This window comes from Mariniflexile ostreae, assembly GCF_042427585.1.
In the GTDB taxonomy this organism is placed as follows: Bacteria; Bacteroidota; Bacteroidia; order Flavobacteriales; family Flavobacteriaceae; genus Pseudalgibacter; species Pseudalgibacter ostreae.
In genome coordinates, this window is sequence record NZ_JBHMFC010000042.1 from 38,176 (window position 1) to 59,155 (window position 20,980).

The 20,980-nt window shown below is 34.7% G+C and carries 18 protein-coding genes; 9 read left to right on the forward strand and 9 right to left on the reverse strand.

The genetic code is table 11. The features are described from left to right. Positions 1–3 precede the first annotated feature (3 nt). The 5 genes from carA (at position 4) to ACFFU9_RS10100 (ending at position 5,809) form a co-directional block, all read left to right on the forward strand. Complete coding sequence (gene carA / locus ACFFU9_RS10080; protein ID WP_379861307.1) at positions 4–1,110, forward strand: glutamine-hydrolyzing carbamoyl-phosphate synthase small subunit; 1,107 nt, start codon at positions 4–6, stop codon at positions 1,108–1,110. Between the two features lie 154 nt (positions 1,111–1,264). Next, positions 1,265–2,557 carry a phosphopyruvate hydratase gene (gene eno, locus ACFFU9_RS10085; RefSeq protein ID WP_379861308.1) on the forward strand — a complete coding sequence of 431 codons (1,293 nt, stop codon included), beginning with the start codon at positions 1,265–1,267 and terminating at the stop codon, positions 2,555–2,557. A 172-nt stretch (positions 2,558–2,729) separates the two neighbouring features. Then, complete coding sequence (locus ACFFU9_RS10090) at positions 2,730–4,022, forward strand: citrate synthase (RefSeq protein WP_379861309.1); 1,293 nt, start codon at positions 2,730–2,732, stop codon at positions 4,020–4,022. A 65-nt stretch (positions 4,023–4,087) separates the two neighbouring features. Continuing rightward, positions 4,088–5,005 carry a dimethylarginine dimethylaminohydrolase family protein gene (locus ACFFU9_RS10095; protein ID WP_379861310.1) on the forward strand — a complete coding sequence of 306 codons (918 nt, stop codon included), beginning with the start codon at positions 4,088–4,090 and terminating at the stop codon, positions 5,003–5,005. Between the two features lie 54 nt (positions 5,006–5,059). Beyond that, positions 5,060–5,809 (forward strand): head GIN domain-containing protein, encoded by a 750-nt coding sequence (locus tag ACFFU9_RS10100; protein WP_379861311.1) that lies wholly within the window; start codon positions 5,060–5,062, stop codon positions 5,807–5,809. Here the strand turns inward: ACFFU9_RS10100 and ACFFU9_RS10105 are convergent. The 3 genes from ACFFU9_RS10105 to gldA all read right to left on the reverse strand — a co-directional run bounded on the left by ACFFU9_RS10105 (position 5,795) and on the right by gldA (position 10,140). Next, complete coding sequence (locus ACFFU9_RS10105; RefSeq protein ID WP_379861312.1) at positions 5,795–6,982, reverse strand: acetate/propionate family kinase; 1,188 nt, start codon at positions 6,980–6,982, stop codon at positions 5,795–5,797. The genes ACFFU9_RS10100 and ACFFU9_RS10105 overlap by 15 nt on opposite strands. A gap of 2 nt (positions 6,983–6,984) precedes the next feature. Then, positions 6,985–9,075 (reverse strand): phosphate acetyltransferase, encoded by a 2,091-nt coding sequence (pta, locus tag ACFFU9_RS10110; RefSeq protein ID WP_379861313.1) that lies wholly within the window; start codon positions 9,073–9,075, stop codon positions 6,985–6,987. A gap of 168 nt (positions 9,076–9,243) precedes the next feature. Next, positions 9,244–10,140 (reverse strand): gliding motility-associated ABC transporter ATP-binding subunit GldA, encoded by an 897-nt coding sequence (gene gldA / locus ACFFU9_RS10115; RefSeq protein ID WP_379861314.1) that lies wholly within the window; start codon positions 10,138–10,140, stop codon positions 9,244–9,246. Between the two features lie 395 nt (positions 10,141–10,535). Between gldA and ACFFU9_RS10120 the strand changes: the two genes are divergently transcribed. From ACFFU9_RS10120 to ACFFU9_RS10135, 4 genes are all read left to right on the forward strand, one after another. Continuing rightward, a complete protein-coding gene (locus ACFFU9_RS10120; protein WP_379861342.1) occupies positions 10,536–11,363 on the forward strand; it encodes a prephenate dehydratase in 828 nt (275 codons plus the stop codon). Then, positions 11,360–12,505: a pyridoxal phosphate-dependent aminotransferase gene (locus ACFFU9_RS10125; RefSeq protein WP_379861315.1), complete on the forward strand. Its 1,146-nt coding sequence runs from the start codon at positions 11,360–11,362 to the stop codon at positions 12,503–12,505. The genes ACFFU9_RS10120 and ACFFU9_RS10125 overlap by 4 nt, the downstream gene beginning before the upstream one ends. 86 nt (positions 12,506–12,591) lie before the next feature. Further along, entirely contained in the window at positions 12,592–13,443 is an 852-nt protein-coding gene (locus ACFFU9_RS10130; protein WP_379861316.1) for a prephenate dehydrogenase, read from the forward strand. A 78-nt stretch (positions 13,444–13,521) separates the two neighbouring features. Further along, positions 13,522–14,604: a chorismate mutase gene (locus ACFFU9_RS10135; protein ID WP_379861317.1), complete on the forward strand. Its 1,083-nt coding sequence runs from the start codon at positions 13,522–13,524 to the stop codon at positions 14,602–14,604. A gap of 177 nt (positions 14,605–14,781) precedes the next feature. On the opposite strand, the gene ACFFU9_RS10140 is transcribed toward ACFFU9_RS10135, so the two are convergent. From ACFFU9_RS10140 to recF, 6 genes are all read right to left on the reverse strand, one after another. After that, the gene (locus ACFFU9_RS10140) at positions 14,782–14,973 is read right to left on the reverse strand and encodes a cold-shock protein (protein WP_379861318.1); all 192 of its coding nucleotides are present in this window, start codon (positions 14,971–14,973) and stop codon (positions 14,782–14,784) included. Between the two features lie 641 nt (positions 14,974–15,614). Beyond that, positions 15,615–17,714: a cellulase family glycosylhydrolase gene (locus tag ACFFU9_RS10145; protein ID WP_379861319.1), complete on the reverse strand. Its 2,100-nt coding sequence runs from the start codon at positions 17,712–17,714 to the stop codon at positions 15,615–15,617. Positions 17,715–18,642: 928 nt separating this feature from the next. After that, positions 18,643–18,834 (reverse strand): cold-shock protein, encoded by a 192-nt coding sequence (locus ACFFU9_RS10150; RefSeq protein ID WP_379861320.1) that lies wholly within the window; start codon positions 18,832–18,834, stop codon positions 18,643–18,645. A gap of 167 nt (positions 18,835–19,001) precedes the next feature. Further along, complete coding sequence (locus ACFFU9_RS10155; RefSeq protein ID WP_042242688.1) at positions 19,002–19,193, reverse strand: cold-shock protein; 192 nt, start codon at positions 19,191–19,193, stop codon at positions 19,002–19,004. Between the two features lie 95 nt (positions 19,194–19,288). After that, positions 19,289–19,585, reverse strand: a complete 297-nt coding sequence (locus ACFFU9_RS10160; protein WP_379861321.1) for a DciA family protein — start codon at positions 19,583–19,585, stop codon at positions 19,289–19,291. A 224-nt stretch (positions 19,586–19,809) separates the two neighbouring features. After that, positions 19,810–20,889, reverse strand: a complete 1,080-nt coding sequence (recF, locus tag ACFFU9_RS10165; RefSeq protein ID WP_379861322.1) for a DNA replication/repair protein RecF — start codon at positions 20,887–20,889, stop codon at positions 19,810–19,812. Between the last annotated feature and the right edge of the window lie 91 nt (positions 20,890–20,980).

Below are 20,980 nucleotides of genomic sequence, written 5' to 3' on the forward strand. Positions count from 1 at the left end.
TACATGAAATATCAAAAAAGACAAAAGGCCATTATTCTTTTAGCAGATGGCACTATTTTTCACGGTAAAGCTGTAGGCAATAAACAAGGGACAGCATTTGGCGAAGTATGTTTTAATACGGGCATGACGGGTTATCAGGAAATCCTTACAGATCCTTCGTATTATGGACAGTTAATGGTGGCTACCAATGCACATATAGGAAACTACGGAGTTAATCCAGATGAAATGGAATCGGATTCTATTAAGATTGCTGGACTTATTGTAAAAAACTTTAGTTACGAGTATTCTAGAGACGATTCAGATGGTTCTTTACAAGAATTTTTGGATAAATATAATATATTGGCCATTTCCGATGTAGATACGAGAGCTTTGGTAACCTATATTAGAGATCATGGAGCCATGAATGCTGTTATCTCAACCGATGTTGATCAGGTTGAGGAATTAAAAAAGCAGCTTGCACAAGTTCCTAAAATGGAAGGTTTAGAGTTGGCCTCTCAAGTGTCGACTAAAGAACCTTATTATTTCGGTAATGAAAACGCAACGTATAAAGTAGCTGCTTTAGACCTTGGAATAAAGAGAAATATTCTTAGAAATATCGCTAGTCGGGATGTGTATGTAAAAGTATTTCCATATAATGCTACATTTGAAGAATTGGAAGCGTTTAAACCAGATGGCTATTTTCTATCGAATGGTCCTGGAGATCCAGAGCCTCTAATGGATGCACAAGCTGTCGCTAAAGCGATATTAAAAAGAAACTTACCTTTGTTTGGTATTTGTTTAGGACACCAAATCATAGCTCTTGCGCATGGTGTATCAACTTATAAGATGCACAATGGACATAGAGGGATTAACCACCCTGTAAAAAACCTGATTACAGGAAAAGGAGAAATTACGTCTCAAAACCACGGGTTTGCTATTAATCGTGAAGAAACGGAAGCGCATCCAGATTTAGAAATCTCGCACGTGCATTTAAACGATAATACTGTTGCTGGATTAGTGGTTAAAGATAAAAATTGTTTTTCTGTACAATACCACCCAGAAGCCAGTCCTGGACCACACGATGCATCCTATCTTTTTGATCAATTTATTGAAAACTTAAAGAAAAGCTAATACGAGTATATCTAGTGCAATTCTTAGTGTTTTAAAGAAAAATGCTCACTAAAACGATGTAGGTAATATTTTGCTACTTTCTTCAAAAAAAGAGAGGAAAATAGGGGATTAAACCGTAAATTTGAAATAATAAAAGTTTAAAAATAAAGCCATTATGAGTATAATAATTAATGTCCATGCCAGACAAATTTTGGATTCAAGAGGAAATCCAACAGTAGAAGTAGATGTTATTACAGAAAACAACGTTTTAGGAAGAGCAGCAGTGCCTTCTGGAGCTTCTACAGGGGAACACGAAGCCGTTGAGTTACGAGATGGTGGAAAAGCATATATGGGCAAAGGCGTTTTAAAAGCCGTTGAAAATGTAAACAACATTATTGCAGAAGAATTATTAGGTGTTTCAATTTTCGAGCAAGGCTTGATTGATAAAATCATGATTGATTTAGATGGAACTCCAAATAAATCAAAATTGGGTGCTAACGCCATTTTAGGTGTGTCTTTAGCAGTGGCTAAAGCAGCAGCAAATGAATTGGGCTTGCCCTTGTACCGATATGTTGGTGGAGTATCTGCAAACACATTGCCTGTACCTATGATGAATATCATCAATGGTGGGTCGCATAGTGATGCACCTATTGCATTCCAAGAGTTCATGATTATGCCAGTAAAGGCTAAAAACTTTTCACATGCTATGCAAATGGGAACAGAGATTTTCCATAATCTTAAAAAAGTATTACATGATAGAGGTTTAAGCACAGCTGTAGGTGATGAAGGTGGTTTTGCACCAAATCTAGCAGGAGGAACAGAAGATGCTTTAGATTCTATTAAAGTAGCTGTTGAAAATGCAGGATATACGTTTGGAGATGAAATTATGGTGGCCTTGGATTGTGCTGCGGCAGAATTTTATGTCGATGGCAAATATGATTATAAAAAGTTTGAAGGCGATTCTGGTGTTATCAGAACAAGTGAAGAGCAAGCAGAATATTTAGCAGAATTAGCAGCCAAATACCCAATCATTTCTATTGAAGATGGTATGGATGAAAACGACTGGGATGGCTGGAAAGTATTAACCGAAAAAATTGGTGATAAAGTGCAATTAGTTGGAGATGACTTATTTGTTACTAATGTAGAGCGTTTATCACGTGGTATAGACACTAATATAGCAAACTCTATTCTTATTAAAGTTAATCAAATAGGAACTTTAACAGAAACGATTGCTGCTGTAAATATGGCGAAAAATGCTGGTTATACTTCGGTTATGTCACACCGCTCTGGTGAAACAGAAGATAATACCATTGCAGATTTAGCTGTTGCATTAAACTGTGGACAGATTAAAACGGGTTCTGCTTCACGTAGTGATCGTATGGCTAAATACAATCAATTGCTTCGTATAGAAGAAGAGTTAGGGGACACAGCTTACTACCCACAAGAAAAAGCATTCAAAATAAAATAGAAATTTCTGTTTTATTTTGAAAAAGGGACAATTAAATTTTTAATTGTCCTTTTTTTTATACCTTATTTTGTCAATACTTCAATTGTAGAATCCTTTTGATAGAATTATGTAAAAAATAAAGGTATATTTCGTAATTTAGCGTTCCGCATAATTTAAATAAAATTCAACACCTATGTCAAAAACAGCCACATTAGAAATTAATGGTCAAAAATATGAGTTTCCTTTAGTTAAAGGAACCGAAAATGAAGTAGCAATAGATATTTCTAACTTAAGAACTGTCACAGATGGAGTGATTACAATCGATCCTGGTTATAAAAATACGGGATCTTGTGAAAGTGCTATAACTTTTCTGGAAGGAGACAAAGGTATTTTAAGATACAGAGGGTATTCTATTGAAGAACTGGCGGAAAAAGCAGACTTTTTAGAAGTTGCTTATCTTTTAATATTTGGAGAACTTCCTACGAAAGTGCAGAATGATAAATTTCATGACGATATTAAAGCACAGTCTGTTGTAGATGAGGATATTAAAAAAATATTAGACGCCTTTCCAAGATCAGCTCATCCTATGGGCGTTATCGCATCTTTAACAAGTGCCTTAACAGCTTTTAATCCTTCCAGCGTTAATGTTAATTCGGAAGAAGAGATGTATAAGTCTGTGGTTAAAATTTTAGGGAAATTCCCTGTTTTAGTTGCTTGGACACTTCGTAAAAAACAAGGGTTACCATTGGATTATGGAGATGATTCTTTGGGATATGTGGAAAACATATTAAAAATGATGTTTAGACAGCCCAATTCATGCTATATTCAAAGTAAGATATTAGTTAATGCATTAGACAAGTTACTGATTTTACATGCCGATCATGAGCAAAATTGTTCAACTTCTACGGTTAGAATTGTAGGGTCATCACACGCTGGTTTATTTGCTTCTATCTCTTCCGGAATTTCTGCTTTATGGGGGCCACTTCATGGAGGTGCTAATCAAGCCGTTCTAGAAATGCTTGAAGCAATAAAAGAAGATGGTGGTGATACTAAAAAATATATGGAAAAAGCTAAGGACAAAGAAGATCCTTTCCGCTTAATGGGCTTTGGGCATCGTGTGTACAAGAACTTTGATCCACGTGCTAAAATTATTAAAAAGGCGGCCGATGAAGTTCTAGAAAGTTTGGGTATCAAGGACCCGGTTTTGGATATCGCAAAAGGGCTTGAAAAAGAAGCTTTGGAGGATCCGTACTTTGTAGATAGAAAATTATATCCAAATGTCGATTTTTATTCCGGAATTATTTATAGAGGCATGGGGATTCCAACAGATATGTTTACCGTAATGTTTGCTTTAGGGCGCTTACCAGGTTGGATAGCACAATGGAGAGAAATGCGCTTAAGAAAGGAGCCTATTGGAAGGCCAAGACAAATTTATATCGGTGCAACAGAAAGAAAGTTTGTAGATATTGAAGACAGAAAAGCTTAACATTTAATAAGAATAAAAAAAAGGCTTCATAATTAAAATTATGAAGCCTTTTTTACATTTAAACCATGACACTTCAACTTCATATTACCAGTGAAACAGCGCAATTAAAAGCTGTTGTTTTAGGAACAGCAGAAAGCAATGTTCCGATTCCTGAAATAAAGGACTGTTACGATCCCAAAAGTATAGAGCATCTTATTGCTGGTACTTACCCAAAAGAATCGGATATGGTTAAAGAGTTGGATGCTTTTGCTTCTGTACTAGAAAAATATGCTGTGGTGGTTTATAGACCAAAGGTGATAGAAGGCTGTAATCAGATTTTTTCTCGTGATATGGCTTTTGTGATTGAAGACAAGATAATTAGAGCTAATATTTTGCCCAATCGTATTAAAGAGGTTAAGGCCATCGATTATGTATGGAACCAGATAGATAAAGAAAACACGATTATTTTACCTGAAGCATGCCATGTTGAAGGAGGAGACGTGATAATATGGCATGATTATATTTTTGTTGGAACTTATTCGGGAGAAGATTACTCGCAATATATTACTGCTAGAACTAATATGGATGCGGTTATCGCATTACAAGAATTGTTTCCTAATAAAACAGTAAAGGCTTTCGAGTTACGAAAATCGAATACAGATCCTAAAGAAAATGCTTTACATCTAGACTGTTGCTTTCAGCCCATTGGAACTGATAAAGCAATTATTCATAAAGAAGGGTTTTTGATTACTCATGAATACGAATGGTTGGTCAATTTTTTTGGAAAAGACAATGTTTTTGAAATCACAAAGGAAGAAATGAGTGCAATGACTTGCAATGTATTCTCTATTTCAGAACAGGTTGTGGTATCCGAACAGCATTTTAAAAGATTAAACACATGGTTACGCAAACAAGGGTTTACCGTTGAAGAAGTGCCTTATGCAGAAATAGGAAAGCAAGGTGGTTTGTTACGCTGTACTACGATGCCCTTGGTTAGAGCGTGAGTTTAAATAAACTTTCACCTAAAAAAATAATGGTGGTTTGAAAAAAATAGAAACATGAAAAAAATAATTTATATCTTTTTTTTAACTTTATTATGGGGATGCGATAGTGAGCATGCTGGAGATTGTTTTCAAAAAGCGGGACATTTGGTGCAAAGCGAGGTTGATGTAGATTTTTTTGATAAAATAGTAGTTAACAGGAATGTGGAATTGGTTCTAAAGGAAGGTGCGAACCAAAAAGTAAGTATCGAAACAGGAAAAAACCTTTTTAATGATGTTGAAGTAAAGGTTGTTAATGGCGTCTTGGAACTAACGGATAATAATACCTGTAATTATGTTCGTGATTATAGTGCCACTAAAGTATATGTAACAGCTCCAAATATTACAGAAATAAGGAGCTCTTCTCAATATGATGTGAGCTCAGACGGCGTATTAACTTACCCGAACTTAAAGATATTGTCAGAAGATTTTTTTGCTCCAGGTTTTTTTACTATCGGCGATTTTAAATTGCAAATAGATAATACGAATTTTGATATTATATTTAACAACATCTCTGCTTGTTATGTCTCAGGCAAAACAGAGAATCTAAATATTGGTTTTTATGCGGGTACACCATCGCGTTTTGAAGGTGCAGATTTAATCGCTCAACATGTTACTATTTATACGCGAGCTTCCAATGATATTATAGTAAACCCACAATCAGAATTAAAAGGCACCATAACAGGAACTGGTGATGTGTTTTCTGTTACGATGCCTCCATTAGTAGATGTTGAAGTTCTTTATAAAGGACAATTAATTTTCAAGTAGCGCCATGGCTTGTTTTGCGATTTCAAGCTCTTCATTGGTTGGAATCACTAAAATTCCAACTTTAGCATTGTCTTTCTGTACCGCTTGTAGTGTGCTTGATCGTATCTTGTTTTTTTCTGAATCCATTTGAATACCTAAAAAATCCATGTCTTCGCAAACCATTTGACGGATTAGAGCAGCATTTTCTCCAATTCCAGCGGTAAACACAATAGCGTCCAATCCATTTAAAACAGCAGCGTAGCTACCAATATATTTTTTTATTCGGTAGGTATTCATTAAAAGTGCCAGCTCACATTCTTTATTTCCTTTTTCTGCCGCATCTATGATGTCTCTTAAATCACTAAAACCGGTAAGTCCCAACATACCACTCTTTTTTAACAGTAGGGTATTGATGTCGTTTACCTTATAATTTAATTTATCGGCTAGGTAGAAGATAACCGCGGGGTCTATATTACCAGAACGCGTACCCATTATTAAGCCGTCTAAGGGAGTGAAACCCATGGAGTGGTCTATGCTTTTTCCGTCTTTTACAGCGGTCATGCTGCAACCGTTTCCTAAATGAATGGTTATGATCTTCGAATCTTTTTTGCCTAAAAATTTAATAGCTTCTTGGGAAACGTATTTATGACTAATCCCATGAAAACCATAAACGCGAATATCATAAGTATCTAAAAACTCATTCGGAATGGCATATTTATAGGCATATTCCGGTATGGATTGATGGAAAGCAGTATCACAAACTATAACTTGTTTTGCGCTTTTAAAAACATCTTCTGCCACTTCAATACCTTCTAAATGTGCAGGATTATGTAAAGGCGCTAATTTAGATAAGTCGCGTATTCTTTCCTTAACCTCTTTAGTGATTTCGGTGGCTTTGCTAAAATATTTTCCACCATGAACTACCCGATGCCCTACAACAGCAATGTCGTCGGGAGAGTCTAAAACACCAGTGTTTTTATCGAACAATTGTTTTGCTAAAAGGTTTAGGCCTACTTTATGGTTTAAAATCTCAGATTGGAATTCAATAGTGTCTTTTTGGGACTTGAATTTGAAAAATGCATCTTTATAACCAATGCGCTCGATAAGCCCTGAGCATAAAATGCTGGCTTCTGGCATGGAAAATAATTGAAACTTTATAGAAGAGCTTCCTGAATTTAAAATTAATACTTGCATACTTATAATTCTTGTGCTTGAATAGCGGTTATAATTACCGTGCTGTAAATATCATCTGCAGTACAACCTCGGCTTAAATCGTTTACTGGCTTATTTAGTCCTTGTAAAACAGGGCCAATAGCCAAGGCACCTGTTTCTCTTTGTACGGCTTTGTAGGTGTTGTTTCCTGTATTTAAATCGGGGAAAATTAAAACACTTGCACGACCTGCAACTTCAGAATCTGGTAGTTTGCTTTTTCCGATACGCATATCTACTGCAGCATCATATTGGATAGGCCCTTCAATTTTAATATCTGGTGCTAATCTTTTTACAATCTGGGTCGCTTCCCTTACTTTTTCAACATCAGCACCTTTTCCAGAGGCTCCAGATGAATAAGATAGCATGGCTACTTTAGGCTCAATCCCAAAGTTGACTGTGGTTTGGGCTGAAGAAATAGCTATTTCTGCTAACTCTTCGGCATTTGGGTTAGGGTTAATGGCACAATCGCCAAACACCGATACTCTATCTTCCAAGCACATAAAGAATATAGACGACACAATGTTCACTCCTGGTTTTGTTTTTATAAACTGAAGAGCCGGCCTTAAAGTATGTTGTGTGGTATGAATAGCTCCAGACACCATGCCGTCTGCATGTCCTTTATAAATCATCATGGTTCCAAAATAGGAAACATCTTCCATCATATCTTTGGCCATTTGTAAGTTCACATCTTTATGTTTTCTTAATTCATAAAGGGTGTTGGCATAATCTTCAAAATAAGGAGATTCTTTTGGCGATACAATATTGACGTCTTCGATGTTTAAAGGAATGTCTAGGGTTTCAATACGTTCGGCAATCGTCTCTTTTTCACCAATAAGCGTAAGCTCTACAACCTGTGCACTTATTAATCGTGCAGCAGCACGTAAAACACGTTCGTCGTAACCTTCAGGCAGTACAATGTGTTTTTTGTTTTTTAACGCACGTTGCAGTAAGTTATACTGGAACATTCGAGGTGTGAAGCTTAAAGATTCAAAAGTGATTAAACGTTCTGATAGCTTGTCTGTGTCAACATGTTTTTCAAAAGTAGCGATAGATGTGGCAATTTTTTCAGTGTTTTCAGCGTAAATTTTCGATCTGATCTTACCAATATAATTGGTTACAAAATAGGTGCCTCCTTTTACACTAATAATGGGAACAATACTTGAAAGGCCTTCAATAAGCTTTAAAATAGGTTCTTCAGGGATAAGACCTCCAGTTAAAATAATACCAGAAATCTTGGGGTAATTTTTTGATATATTGGCTTGTAGTGCCCCAAGTATAATGTCGGCTCTATCTCCAGGCGTAATGACCAGTGAATTCTCTTTTAAATGAATAAGGTAGTTTCGAAGCTGCATGGCGCCCACACTAAAGTTCTCGGTTAGGTTATTTAGCATATCCTTACCAAATAATACAGTGCCATCTAGTAAATCGGTGATTTCCTTTACGGTTGGACTTGCTAAGCTCACAATTTTAGGAATAACAGTAATATCTGTTCCGTCTGTGATGCGCGCACTAAGCAGTTCTTTTAATTTGTCTACATCATCTGGATTTACTTTATTGGTCATAATAGAAAGGACGTCTACATCTTGTTTAAAAGTATCATGTGCCAATTGCACTCCTTCTACTATTTCTTTGAAACATTTTCGGTCTCCTTGTGTTACAATAATAACAGGTAAACCTAAGTTTTTTGAAATTAAGATATTAAGATCAAGCTCAATACTTGAATTATCATGAGAGAAATCGGTTCCTTCTAATAAAACAATGTCAAAACGTTCTTCTAAATATTTGTATTTTTTAATAATTTCATCAATAACCTCCCCAGACTTCCCTTTATTGTATAAGTCTAAAACTTCGTTTCTGGTAAACGCATAGGTGTTTTTATATTCAATATCTATCTCAAAATGTGAAAGTACCGTTCTAATATGGTTGTCCATTTCGCCAACTTCCAAATCATCAATAATGGGTCTGAAATAACCCACTTTAGCGGTTTTACCTAATAACATGCGCATTAAACCAAGGACCACAACAGATTTTCCACTATTGGGTTCGATGGTTGCAACATAAATTCCTTTACTCATTTTTGTTTGTTTTATAGAATTATAAAGATAGTTATTGAAAATTTTAAACCGAAATAACTAACTCATTTAATAAATTGATGTCACAAAATTAGTATGTTGCAGTTTATCTAAAGATGATTTTTGTCATGATTTTCGTTTAAAGTTGATACAACAAAATAGGTGGTTTAATTAGGAGGAAGTCAGTGTTCTAAACAAGGACTCCAAACTCGTGTTCTTTTGGTTAAGTTGAAGGATCTTCAATTGATTGTCATGAGCAAAATCAAAGACATAAGATCGCATGTCTTCTGCGGTTGAAAACGTGATTTCATAAACAAAACCATAGGTGTTTTTTACATTTTTAACTTTGGGTAATTTTAATAAAAAAGCATCTTCTACACGGTAATCAAATTCTACAACGACTATTTGCTCTTTTTCGTCCCGAAGATCTTTTAGATTTTTATCTGCAACAATCTCTCCTTTGTTGATAATGATCACACGGTCGCACATGGCTTCTACTTCTTGCATGATATGTGTTGATAAAAAAACAGTTTTGGTTTTTCCAAGGGATTTTATAAGTGTTCTAATATCCACTAATTGATTCGGATCCAATCCTGTTGTGGGTTCATCTAGAATTAAAACATCCGGATCGTGCAACAGTGCATTCGCCAAGCCTACACGTTGGCGATAGCCTTTAGAGAGTTGCTCTATTTTTTTATGGCACTCTGGTGTTAAGCCTGTAAGGGCGATAACCTCGTTTAAACGTGCTGTACTTATTTTGTAAATGGAGGCATTAAAAGCTAAGTACTCTTTAACATACATATCTAAATATAACGGATTATGTTCAGGCAGGTATCCAATACTTTTTTGAACTTCTTTTGTATGTGTTGCTATGTTGTGTCCATTAACTAGGGCAGAACCGCTGGAGGCAGGAATGTAAGTTGTTAGGATTTTCATCATAGTAGACTTCCCCGCACCATTTGGCCCTAGAAAACCAACAATCTCTGGGCGTTCAATTTTAAATGACACCTTATTTAAAGCGTTTTGCTTTCCGTAAAGTTTAGAAACACCCGTTACCTCTATTGACATGTTTAAAAATATTTGTTCAAAAATAATGATAATTTAATATAATGGAAGTTTTGCTGTAAATTCTTTATTTTTTTTAAATAATACGTAAATAACTTAATATACTATTTTGATTTGTTCAAATATTAACTACTTTAGCAGCCTGATAATGAAACATCGGTAATTTAAAGTTTTTGTTATACAAAAATAATACTATTTCAGCTGTTATATTGTTTGTCCCAAAAAAAGGATTAACTTTTTAAAAAAAAATCAGAGCACACATGAAAGTAACATTGAATAATACATATTTTAGCAACTTTTTTTATTTCTTTTTTAGCAAAGGAATCGAGACGTTGTATGTATAATTTATAAACATAAATTTTAATATGAGTCTCGATGAAAATCGGGACTTTTTTTATATGATCAAAACAGTAGCCATACAGGGAATTAAAGGGTCTTTTCATCATATTGTATCTTTGCAATATTTCGAAAACGATGTTGAAACGATTGAATGTTTAACGTTTGATGCCGTTGTAGAGTCATTGCTCTCGGGGGAAAGTGATGCCGTTATTATGGCATTGGAGAATTCTATTGCGGGTTCTATAATCCCTAATTATGCATTGCTTGATAAAAACAATTTGCATATTGTGGGCGAGCATTATCTCGATATCCAACATAATTTTATGGCCTTGCCAGGCCAAGGTATTGAGGATATTAAAGAGGTGTACTCGCATCCCATGGCGTTGTTGCAGTGTAAGGCCTTCTTTAAGCAGTATCCGCAAATTAAACTGGTTGAAGATAAGGATACAGCAGAAGTGTCGCAGCGTATCCAAGAAGGTCAGCTTAAAGGTGTTGGTGCGATTGCCAGTGTGATGGCAGCCGAAATATTTGAACTCGATATTTTAGCACATAGTATCCAAACCATTAAAAATAACGAAACCCGTTTTGTTATTGTAAAGAGAACAAAAACAGAGGGATTAGATAATGATATAAATAAAGCTTCGATAAAATTTGAGGCCAACCATAAGCGTGGGAGTTTGGCAGCTATATTGAATGTGCTGAGCGACTGTAAATTGAATTTAACTAAAATACAATCTTTACCCATTATCGAAACCCCATGGAAATATGCCTTTTTTGTGGACGTTACTTTCGAGTCGTATTCAGATTTTAAAAAAGCAAAGTCCCTTATAGAAATAATGGCCACGGGTCTAAAAGTTTTAGGTGAATATAAAAATGCCAAGTTATGATTGAAGTAGCAAATAGATTGCATACGGTGGAAGAGTATTATTTCTCAAAAAAACTGAGAGAAGTAAATTTGCTTATTGCTAATGGAAAACCCATTATTAATTTAGGCATTGGAAGTCCAGATTTGCCTCCACCACAGGAGGTGGTAGACGCTATTTCTAAGAGTTTGCTTGAAACGAATGCACATAAATATCAAAGTTATCAAGGCTTGCCAGCACTACGGGAGGCTATGGCCGCTTTTTATAATACGTACTTTCAGGTTACTTTAAATTCGGCTACAGATATTTTACCCTTAATGGGAAGCAAGGAAGGGATTATGCACATTTCTATGGCATACTTAAATGAAGGCGATAAAGTTTTAATTCCAAATCCAGGCTATCCCACGTATCAATCGGTAACGCGACTGTTAGGTGCAGAGCCCGTTTTTTATGAGTTGGACGAAAGTGAGAATTGGTTGCCAGATTTAGAGGCTTTAGAGAAATTGGACCTTAGCAAGGTGAAATTGATGTGGGTAAACTACCCCCATATGCCTACTGGAGCAAAAGCCACCAAAACGTTGTTTGAAGATTTAGTTGCTTTTGCTAAAAGACATCATATTTTAATAGTAAACGACAACCCTTATAGTTTTATACTTAATGATAGTCAAATAAGTATCTTAAGCATTGCAGGTGCAAAAGATGTGTGTTTGGAATTAAACTCCTTAAGTAAAACTTTTAACATGGCGGGATGGCGTGTCGGAATGGTCGTGGGAAGCAGTGCGCATATCGATAATATTTTAAAAGTAAAGAGTAATATGGATTCGGGTATGTTTTACGGGATCCAAAAAGGGGCAATTGAAGCTTTAAAGTGTTCGAAGTCGTGGTTTGAAAGCCTTAACGAAGTTTATAAAGAGCGTCGCGATTTGGTTTGGCAATTGGCAGAAGCTTTAAACTGTACTTATGACAAAAATGCATGTGGGCTTTTTGTTTGGGCAAAATTACCTCCTTCTATAGAAGCAGAAGCATTTATAGATACGGTGCTTAAAAACAATGATATTTTTATTACCCCTGGAACTATTTTTGGTAGTCAGGGAGAAGGGTTTATTCGCTTTTCTTTATGTGCAACAAGCGAAAGCTTAAGAGAAGCCATTTCTAGGGTGAAATAAATACAGATTGCAGTTGTAACACAGTAAACTGAAAAAATAAATACTAATTTAAAAGGCCTTTTTTTTTGGAGAGGGGCTAAAACGGAATGAAAAACATATATATTATAGGTGTTGGCTTAATAGGGGGCAGTCTTGCAATCGATATCAAAAAGCATAATCCAGAAGCGATTATACACGGTATTAGTAGGAAAGAGGCAACATTAGATCAAGCGTTGGCACTTAATTTAATTGATAAAAAAGCAACCCTGGAGGATCTCGTGCATGCCGATTTGGTTATTGTATCCATCCCAGTAGATGCTACCGTAAAATTATTACCTACTATCTTGGATAAAGTTCCAGACTCAGGACTCGTTATAGATGCAGGATCTACCAAAGAAGCCATTTGCAAAGTGGTAGAAAACCATCCAAAACGCAGAAACTTTCTAGCCATGCATCCTATTGCAGGTACAGAGTATTCTGGACCAAGTGCGGCAATAGCGGGTTTGTTTGTAGGTAAAACAAATATTATTTGTGAAGTTGAAAAAACGGCTTTTAAACTTCAGGAGCAAGCATTGAACCTATTTGCAGCTATTGGAATGCGCATTAGGTACATGAATCCGGAGTCTCACGATAAACATATTGCTTATGTGTCGCATTTATCACACATCAGTTCCTTTATGTTAGGTAAAACGGTTGTGGATAAGGAAAGAAATGAACGCGATATTTTCGATATGGCGGGTAGTGGCTTTGCTTCTACGGTTCGGTTGGCGAAAAGTTCACCAGAGATGTGGACACCTATTTTCCAACAAAATAAAACCAATGTTATTGAAACATTAAATGAATATATTAATAATCTTACACATTTTAAAACACTTATGGAGTCTGATGATTTCGAGGCTATTTTTAATGAGATGAGAAACACCAATCATATAAAAGAGATTTTAAACGGAATAAATTAATTATTAAACACCAAATTCTAAAAGCGTATGTTTGGAATTTGGTCCCGATAATTATCGGGATGAAATTTTATTAAAATTATGGAAAACAAGAAAGAAATGAGAACTTGGTTAGATGATTTAAACTTAAGTCATCCATTGGTTATTGCAGGTCCTTGCAGTGCAGAAACAGAAGAGCAAGTTTTAAAAATAGCGCACGAGCTAAAAGGCACAGATGTTAGTTATTTTAGAGCAGGTATTTGGAAACCAAGAACACGACCAGGTATGTTTGAAGGGGTTGGAGCTCTAGGTTTAAAATGGTTGCAAAAGGTTAAGGAAGAGACCGGAATGAAAATTTGTACGGAAGTTGCAAATGCAGCACATGTAAAATTAGCTTTAGAGCATGATGTTGATATGTTATGGATTGGTGCACGTTCTACAGTTAGTCCTTTTATCATGCAAGAAATTGCAGATGCTTTAGAAGGTACCGATAAACCCGTGTTAGTTAAAAACCCAGTAAACCCAGATTTATCCCTATGGTTAGGAGGTATTGAGCGGATTTATAAATCAGGTGTAAAAAACATAGGAGCTATCCATAGAGGGTTTTCAACTTATGAAAAAACAAAATACCGTAATATTCCAGAGTGGCAATTGGCTATTGAATTTCAAAATAGATTTCCAGACATTCCTTTAATTAATGACCCATCTCATATTACAGGGAATAGAGATATGATTTTCGATGTGTCGCAAACTGCGTTAGATTTGAATTTCGATGGCTTGATGATTGAAACCCATTACGATCCAGAAAATGCTTGGAGTGATGCTGCACAACAGGTAACCCCATCTAGTTTGATAGAAATCATGAAGGATTTGAAAATTAGAAAAGAATCTGATACTGAAGAGGAGTATAATAGAACATTGAATAACCTAAGAACTCAAATTGATGTGATAGACAATCAAATCATTGAGCTTTTAGGGAAACGAATGAAATCGGCCGATGGCATCGGATTGCTTAAAAAACAAAAGAATGTATCTGTTTTACAATCTAAGCGTTGGAATGAAATTTTAGGTAAAATGGTATGGGAAGGTGAGCAGCGCGGTTTAAGTGAAGAATTTATTTTGAAAATGTTCAAAGCTATTCATCAAGAATCCATTAATCATCAAGAAAAAATTATTAAAGGATAATAATTATAAAACAACATTATAAAAAGCCCTATGACAATAGGGCTTTTTTTATTGATTTGAAGCAGTAGGGGGTAATTTAATGTTCTAATCCCCTAATTTGTTTTAAGTGAATTTAGGGCATAAAAAAAGCTGTCTTAAAAGACAGCCTATTTTGTTTAAAATGCTAAAAGATGTAAATTAAACAACTTTTACATTTACCGCATTCAGTCCTTTTTTGCCTTCTTGTAAGTCAAATTCAACGATATCGCCTTCACGAACTTCGTCGATCAATCCAGAAATGTGAACAAAATGTTCTTTGTTGGAGCCTTCTTCAACAATGAATCCAAAACCTTTGGCATCATTGAAGAATTTTACTGTTCCTTTACTCATACTTAATAAATATTAAATTAATTTTAGTTACACCAAATCGTGGTGCGCAACAAATTTAAGTATTTTTTTGGTTTGTAGGTAAGAGTTTCGTGTAAAAATTGAAAATAAAAAAAACCTATTAAATTGATTTTGAAATACTTTAACCTTTTGGAAGCTATAGCATGGTCTTTGGATTGCTTTTCCGTTTTTGGTATTTACATAGGTGCTTTCAAAAATATCAAGTAATTTGTTGGAGCAGGAATAGGATATCTGATAGAAACGTTCACTTCTTCAGCAATCTAGAGCATCTTCAGTGCGGGTAACAGGCAAGGTAAACAAAACTGACTATGACATACTGATCCGAATAATAAACTCGTTCTACTTAAAACACTAATTCAAGTATTTTCAAACGGTTCAAAAACCATAATATGGGGTCTCGAACATATTCAATGAATGGTATGTTAAAAACCTGCTATGAAATAAAATCTTCCAGAACAGTTGTGGTCTAACTAAAAAAAGTTGATAACTTGCTACAATCACAAGCTTATACGTGTTCATAATATAACGTTGTTCATCTTGAATTTAATATTCCTTAATAAATTTTATTCTATTAAGGAATATTAAATTGAGAAATGCATTGCCGTGCCTGGTATTTGCACTCCTTATTGTTTTACTAATTTAAAAGTTTTGGTTTCTCCATTACTGGTTACTTTGGCATAATAAATACCGGTAATAAACTCGCTTATATCTAATTGAGTTTGTTTATTGTTCAGTACTACTGTTTTAATTTTTCTGCCAAGACTATTGTAAAATTCAATTTCTGTGTTTTTTGAAGGCTTTTGGGCTAAATCAATAGTAATACTGTTTTTGGCAGGATTAGGAAACAGCTTAACTTCATTGTTTTCTTTTGGAAATGAAGCCGTTAAAACTGCTTTTTTACTAGAAGTGCAGCTAGGTGCAGTAGCACTATTACTAAAATAAATAGAAAAATTTCCAGTTTTAGATACCATTACAAAATTGGCACCATCTTTAGTGACCCAATAATCGCCGTCCAGTCCAGTAATTCCCGAACCTGATATTGTAACTTCTGGTTGTGGCGTATTGAATTGCGCAGTACTTAAAGGTTTTAAATCGATATAATAAGAAGGATTGCCATTATTGGTATTCATTGCAAAAACGTACAAACCATTATGTTGAGACGACCAGTTGATGGTGAGTTTAGAGATATTGGACAGGTTCGGACCACTGGTTCCCAATACATGTGTATGGTTAAACTCTATGCCATCAAAAGCTGGCAATACATTTTCTAAAGGTGCACCAAAGGAACAGCTTTCGCCACTGCCATTGGCAGTGGCAGTTGTAAAGGTTATCTTGTTCAAATTAATATTACCGCCATTAATGGTGATACGCAAAACCTTATTGTTTCCTCCCGAAATAGCAACATTGTTAAGGGTTACCGTCTGCCAGTTTTGCCATCCATTGGTATTTGGAATACTTACCGTTCCCAAATTAGATTGGTTTAAAGAAACTCCTATAGATTTAGTAGAAGCAGAATTACTGGCCACTCTAAAATTAATGTTATAATACCCAGATGAAGTGGCGCCTATGGTGTACTCTAACCATTCCCCATTTTGAGTCCAGCCGATATTATAGCCACCTCCAGCGTCTGTTGTGCTTTGAATATCAACGCCATCATTTCTATATTGTCCGCCGTTATTAGTAGCGTCAGCATCATTATATGCAACACCTTGTCCTCCATTGTCATAATCTTCTGCTTCAATAACTCCTGGAATACTGAAGTTTTTAAACGGTGTTTGTGGGTTTCCGCCACCGTCGCTGTTGTCGTTCCAGTTTTTAATAATATCTTTGACAAATGTACCCGTAGCTGTTAAATTATTATTAATTAACCCCGTAACGCCCGTATTAGCTGCCACAACAGAGGCGCCTTCAGCTTTGTCACTTATAGACCAATTAGCATGACTTATCCCATTAGAACGTAAAAAATCCATCCAAATGTTTGTTTCGGCAATATCGGCATTACCATCACCAGAAGCTTCAACAGCTCCCCATTCCGTTACAAATAAAGCAATGCCATTATTCATTGCTGCACTTGCTTTATTCCTTAAGGACTGCTTATGTGTGCCTGCATAAAAATGAAGGGTGTATGCAATGTTAGGTTTATTTATAGGGTCATTTGAAGCCTCTTCTACTTCCTGAGAATAAAAGCGAGTTCCTACAACAATTAAGTTGTCTGGGTCTTTTAATCGAATTGCATCTATAACTGCTTCCGCATAAGATTTTATTACTGGCCAAGACGTGTTTATGGGTTCGTTATAAACTTCATAGATAATATTGTCATAGCTACCATACAAATCTGCCATTTCTGAAAAAAAGGTAATGGCTTGCGATTGGTACTGCTCGGCATTATGGGAATGAAAATCTATAATAACATAAATACCGGCTGCAATTGCTGCATCAACCACAGCTTTAACTTTGTTTTTTTCTTGTGTTGGATTAGATAAGTAGCCCCCATAATTTTCTACACCCATAGAGGCTCTTATTATATCCGTTTTCCAATCTGTTGCCAAATGGCTTACGGTCTGTGCATTGTAGAACTTTGCACCTTCACTATAATTGCTCCAGAACAATACGTTTCCGGCAAGACTTATAGATAGATTGTTTTTGTTAACTACTTTGTTGCCCTGAACCCGTAACCTTCCATGCTCCTGAACAATAGATTGTGCATAGGACGTAGTGAACATTAAGAGCGCTAAAACTAAAAATAAGTTTTTAGTAAATTTGAAATAGAAATAAGGTTTTCTCTGATTATTTTTTGTTTGTTTCATAATGAGTGGATGAAATAAATAATTGTTTTAAATATATTCTTTAAAATTACTTAAAAAATTCAACAGGCATAGTATTAAACCTACATTATTTGTAATTAATTTCGTCGCTTGGGGTTTGTTTCAAGTGAATATAAAAATTGAAATGGGTTTGTGTTAGCTTGAATTTTTATAATGTAAAATGGAGGCTTTTACAAGTTTTAAATGAAATGAAAGATGGTTTATGATGAAAGAGAAAGCCAGTATTTAGTAGATATCATAAAACATCAACCTACATCCACTAGATTTTTAAGGATTGATATTTAATGAATTACAGCTTATGATGGTGCGTTTTTAATTCGGAAAGTTAAAGCGTACTAATACGTAGTGAGCAACCAAGCTGTACATGTTAAAAGTTGAGACATAATTAATAATCAAGGGGCCTTAATCGGCATTTTGGGCAGAAAGTCTACACCGTATTTAGCGATAAAAATAGTGTAAATTAAAATAGTCAGTCTGGCATTAAATGGCATTGGTTTTCTAATAAAACCGCATTAGAACATTCGTGTAGCGATTCGCGTGTAAAACTTTAAAGGTTTTTGCAGTCGAGAATCAAATTAATAAGTTAGAACTAAAAGCTATTCGATCACATCATGTAAACTTTACTCATAATAAAGCTAGGAAATGGATGTCGATAAAATCCGCGCAGAATCTACAGGACATGTCCACGAAATTTGAATTTGTTTAGAAGTGTGTCAAATATTATCGCAAGCTCATATTATGGTTTATTTTAGAATGTAGCTCAAATTAAGAAGCCTATCAAATTAATTTGATAGGCTTTAATCTTGTAATTGTTAAAGTATAAAACTTAGATTACTTTTACGTTTACCGCATTCAGTCCTTTTTTGCCTTCTTGTAAGTCAAATTCAACGTTATCGCCTTCACGAACTTCGTCAATCAATCCAGAAATGTGAACAAAATGTTCTTTGTTGGAGCCTTCTTCAACAATGAATCCAAAACCTTTGGCATCATTGAAGAACTTTACTGTTCCTTTACTCATACTTATAAATATTAAATTAATTTTAGCTTACATCAAATACGTGATGCATAACAAATCTAAGTGTTTTTTAGTTTATAAGCATAACTTTTAGTTAATTATTAAAAATAAAAAAAGCCTATCAAATTGATTTGATAGGCTTTAACTTTGTAATTGTTAAAGTATATATCTTAGATTACTTTTACGTTTACGGCGTTTAATCCTTTTCTACCTTCTTGTAGATCGAATTCAACAGCATCACCTTCACGAATTTCATCGATAAGTCCTGAAATGTGTACGAAATGTTCTTTGTTGTTGTCATCTTCAACGATGAATCCAAAACCTTTAGAGTCGTTGAAAAATTTTACTGTACCTTTACTCATTGTATGTTTATTATAATAATTAAGCGACAAAGGTAATAAAATAATGATCGCTTTTCGGTTTTTATTGAAAAAATATAATATTTTTTAAGTTGTAATTAACGCAGCACCAGTTTTTTAATAATTTGTTTGCCTAATTCTTCGTTTAACATGTCGATAATCTTTTGTTTTCCATAGGTTAATTCTTCTCGAAGCACACTGGAACTTAATTGAATATACAGGGTTTCCCCTTCCAACTTTACTGCCGTAGTGTAATTATTAACACCATTGCCCATTAATTTACCCCAAGCATCTTCTACGTTTATTTTGTCTAAACCTTTTTCCAGTCTATTGGTTTCTACAAATTCTTTAAGTGCGTCGCTAATGCTAATGTGTTCGTTGTTGCGTTTTGCCATAATATGTTTTAAGTACTGAATTTAATTGTTTTCTTCGGTATAGCTAAAGATTAATATTGAAATATCGATTTATAAACATAGCGTTATAGTGAAAATTTCAATTTATTTACAATTCACTAGAAAAAAAGAAGCTAGTATATTTTCTTAGTAATAACGCTAGTTTTCGCTTTATTGCAAGTTAGTGTTTTTGAGAACGGCCTTACAGATTTTATGGGAATGATATTTTACAGCTTAAAGATTTCATAAGATTGATGCACTTGTTTAACGGCATTTTCAGTACGGTCTGCATGGGTGTCACTAATAAATATTTGTCCAAAATTTTCATCGTCTACCAATTTAATGATTTGGGAAACACGTTGTTCATCCAACTTATCAAAAATATCATCTAGCAATAAAATGGGGTTAACATGGCTTTGAGTTTTTATAAAGTCAAATTGAGCCAATTTTAAAGCGATTAAAAAAGATTTTTGTTGGCCCTGACTTCCAAATTTTTTGATGGGATGGGTATCGATATTAAAATGTAAATCATCTTTATGGATGCCCACACTGGTATATTGTAAGGCTTTATCTTTATTTATACTGTTTTTTAATAATTGGTCTAATGTGTTTTCAAATAATTGACTTTCGTAAGCTAATTCCACAGCATCTTTACCATTACTTATGGTTTTATATCGGGATTTAAAAATAGGGATAAAGGTTTTTAAAAAAGCATCCCGTTTCTCGAATATTTTAGTGCCATAATCGGTTAGTTGATCATTGTAAACGTCTAAAGTATCTTTATTAAAGGTATGGTTTAATGCGAAATACTTTAAAAGGGCATTACGTTGGGCCAGTATTTTGTTATAGCGTATTAGGTGTTCTAAATAACTCTTATCGCTTTGCGAAATTACGGTATCTATAAACTTACGCCGTGTATCGCTACCTTCGATAATCAAGTCGCGATCTGCAGGCGAAATAATAACCAAAGGCAATAAACCGATATGTTCACTAAATCTCTCATAGGCCTTCCCGTTTCGTTTAATTACTTTTTTCTGTCCGCGTTTTAAACTAATAACAAGTTTTTCGGGATTGTTGTCTTTAATATAGTCGCCATTTACTACAAAAAAGTCCTCATCGTGCTTTATATTTTGTGAGGCTATGGGATTAAAATAGCTTTTTCCAAAAGAAAGATGATAAATCGCATCCAGTACATTGGTTTTCCCGATACCATTATTACCGACGATGCAATTTATTTTTTCATTGAAAATAAATGATTTACTATCAAAATTCTTATAATTGAGTAACGAAAGGGCTTTTAAAATCATAGAAAAACAACTTAAAGGGCAATAGGAGCACACGCTCTTGAAAAGGAAGTGCAAATTATTGAAAATTATCAAATAATAGGCGCTTAGTTAA

Bases quoted from the DNA above. Each gene is read 5' to 3' on its own strand.
- carA (WP_379861307.1), top strand. From the start codon at position 4: ATGAAATATCAAAAAAGACAAAAGGCCATTATTCTTTTAGCAGATGGC.
- eno (WP_379861308.1), top strand. From the start codon at position 1,265: ATGAGTATAATAATTAATGTCCATGCCAGACAAATTTTGGATTCAAGA.
- ACFFU9_RS10090 (WP_379861309.1), top strand. From the start codon at position 2,730: ATGTCAAAAACAGCCACATTAGAAATTAATGGTCAAAAATATGAGTTT.
- ACFFU9_RS10095 (WP_379861310.1), top strand. From the start codon at position 4,088: ATGACACTTCAACTTCATATTACCAGTGAAACAGCGCAATTAAAAGCT.
- ACFFU9_RS10100 (WP_379861311.1), top strand. From the start codon at position 5,060: ATGAAAAAAATAATTTATATCTTTTTTTTAACTTTATTATGGGGATGC.
- ACFFU9_RS10105 (WP_379861312.1), bottom strand. From the start codon at position 6,982: ATGCAAGTATTAATTTTAAATTCAGGAAGCTCTTCTATAAAGTTTCAA.
- pta (WP_379861313.1), bottom strand. From the start codon at position 9,075: ATGAGTAAAGGAATTTATGTTGCAACCATCGAACCCAATAGTGGAAAA.
- gldA (WP_379861314.1), bottom strand. From the start codon at position 10,140: ATGTCAATAGAGGTAACGGGTGTTTCTAAACTTTACGGAAAGCAAAAC.
- ACFFU9_RS10120 (WP_379861342.1), top strand. From the start codon at position 10,536: ATGATCAAAACAGTAGCCATACAGGGAATTAAAGGGTCTTTTCATCAT.
- ACFFU9_RS10125 (WP_379861315.1), top strand. From the start codon at position 11,360: ATGATTGAAGTAGCAAATAGATTGCATACGGTGGAAGAGTATTATTTC.
- ACFFU9_RS10130 (WP_379861316.1), top strand. From the start codon at position 12,592: ATGAAAAACATATATATTATAGGTGTTGGCTTAATAGGGGGCAGTCTT.
- ACFFU9_RS10135 (WP_379861317.1), top strand. From the start codon at position 13,522: ATGGAAAACAAGAAAGAAATGAGAACTTGGTTAGATGATTTAAACTTA.
- ACFFU9_RS10140 (WP_379861318.1), bottom strand. From the start codon at position 14,973: ATGAGTAAAGGAACAGTAAAATTCTTCAATGATGCCAAAGGTTTTGGA.
- ACFFU9_RS10145 (WP_379861319.1), bottom strand. From the start codon at position 17,714: ATGTTCACTACGTCCTATGCACAATCTATTGTTCAGGAGCATGGAAGG.
- ACFFU9_RS10150 (WP_379861320.1), bottom strand. From the start codon at position 18,834: ATGAGTAAAGGAACAGTAAAGTTCTTCAATGATGCCAAAGGTTTTGGA.
- ACFFU9_RS10155 (WP_042242688.1), bottom strand. From the start codon at position 19,193: ATGAGTAAAGGTACAGTAAAATTTTTCAACGACTCTAAAGGTTTTGGA.
- ACFFU9_RS10160 (WP_379861321.1), bottom strand. From the start codon at position 19,585: ATGGCAAAACGCAACAACGAACACATTAGCATTAGCGACGCACTTAAA.
- recF (WP_379861322.1), bottom strand. From the start codon at position 20,889: ATGATTTTAAAAGCCCTTTCGTTACTCAATTATAAGAATTTTGATAGT.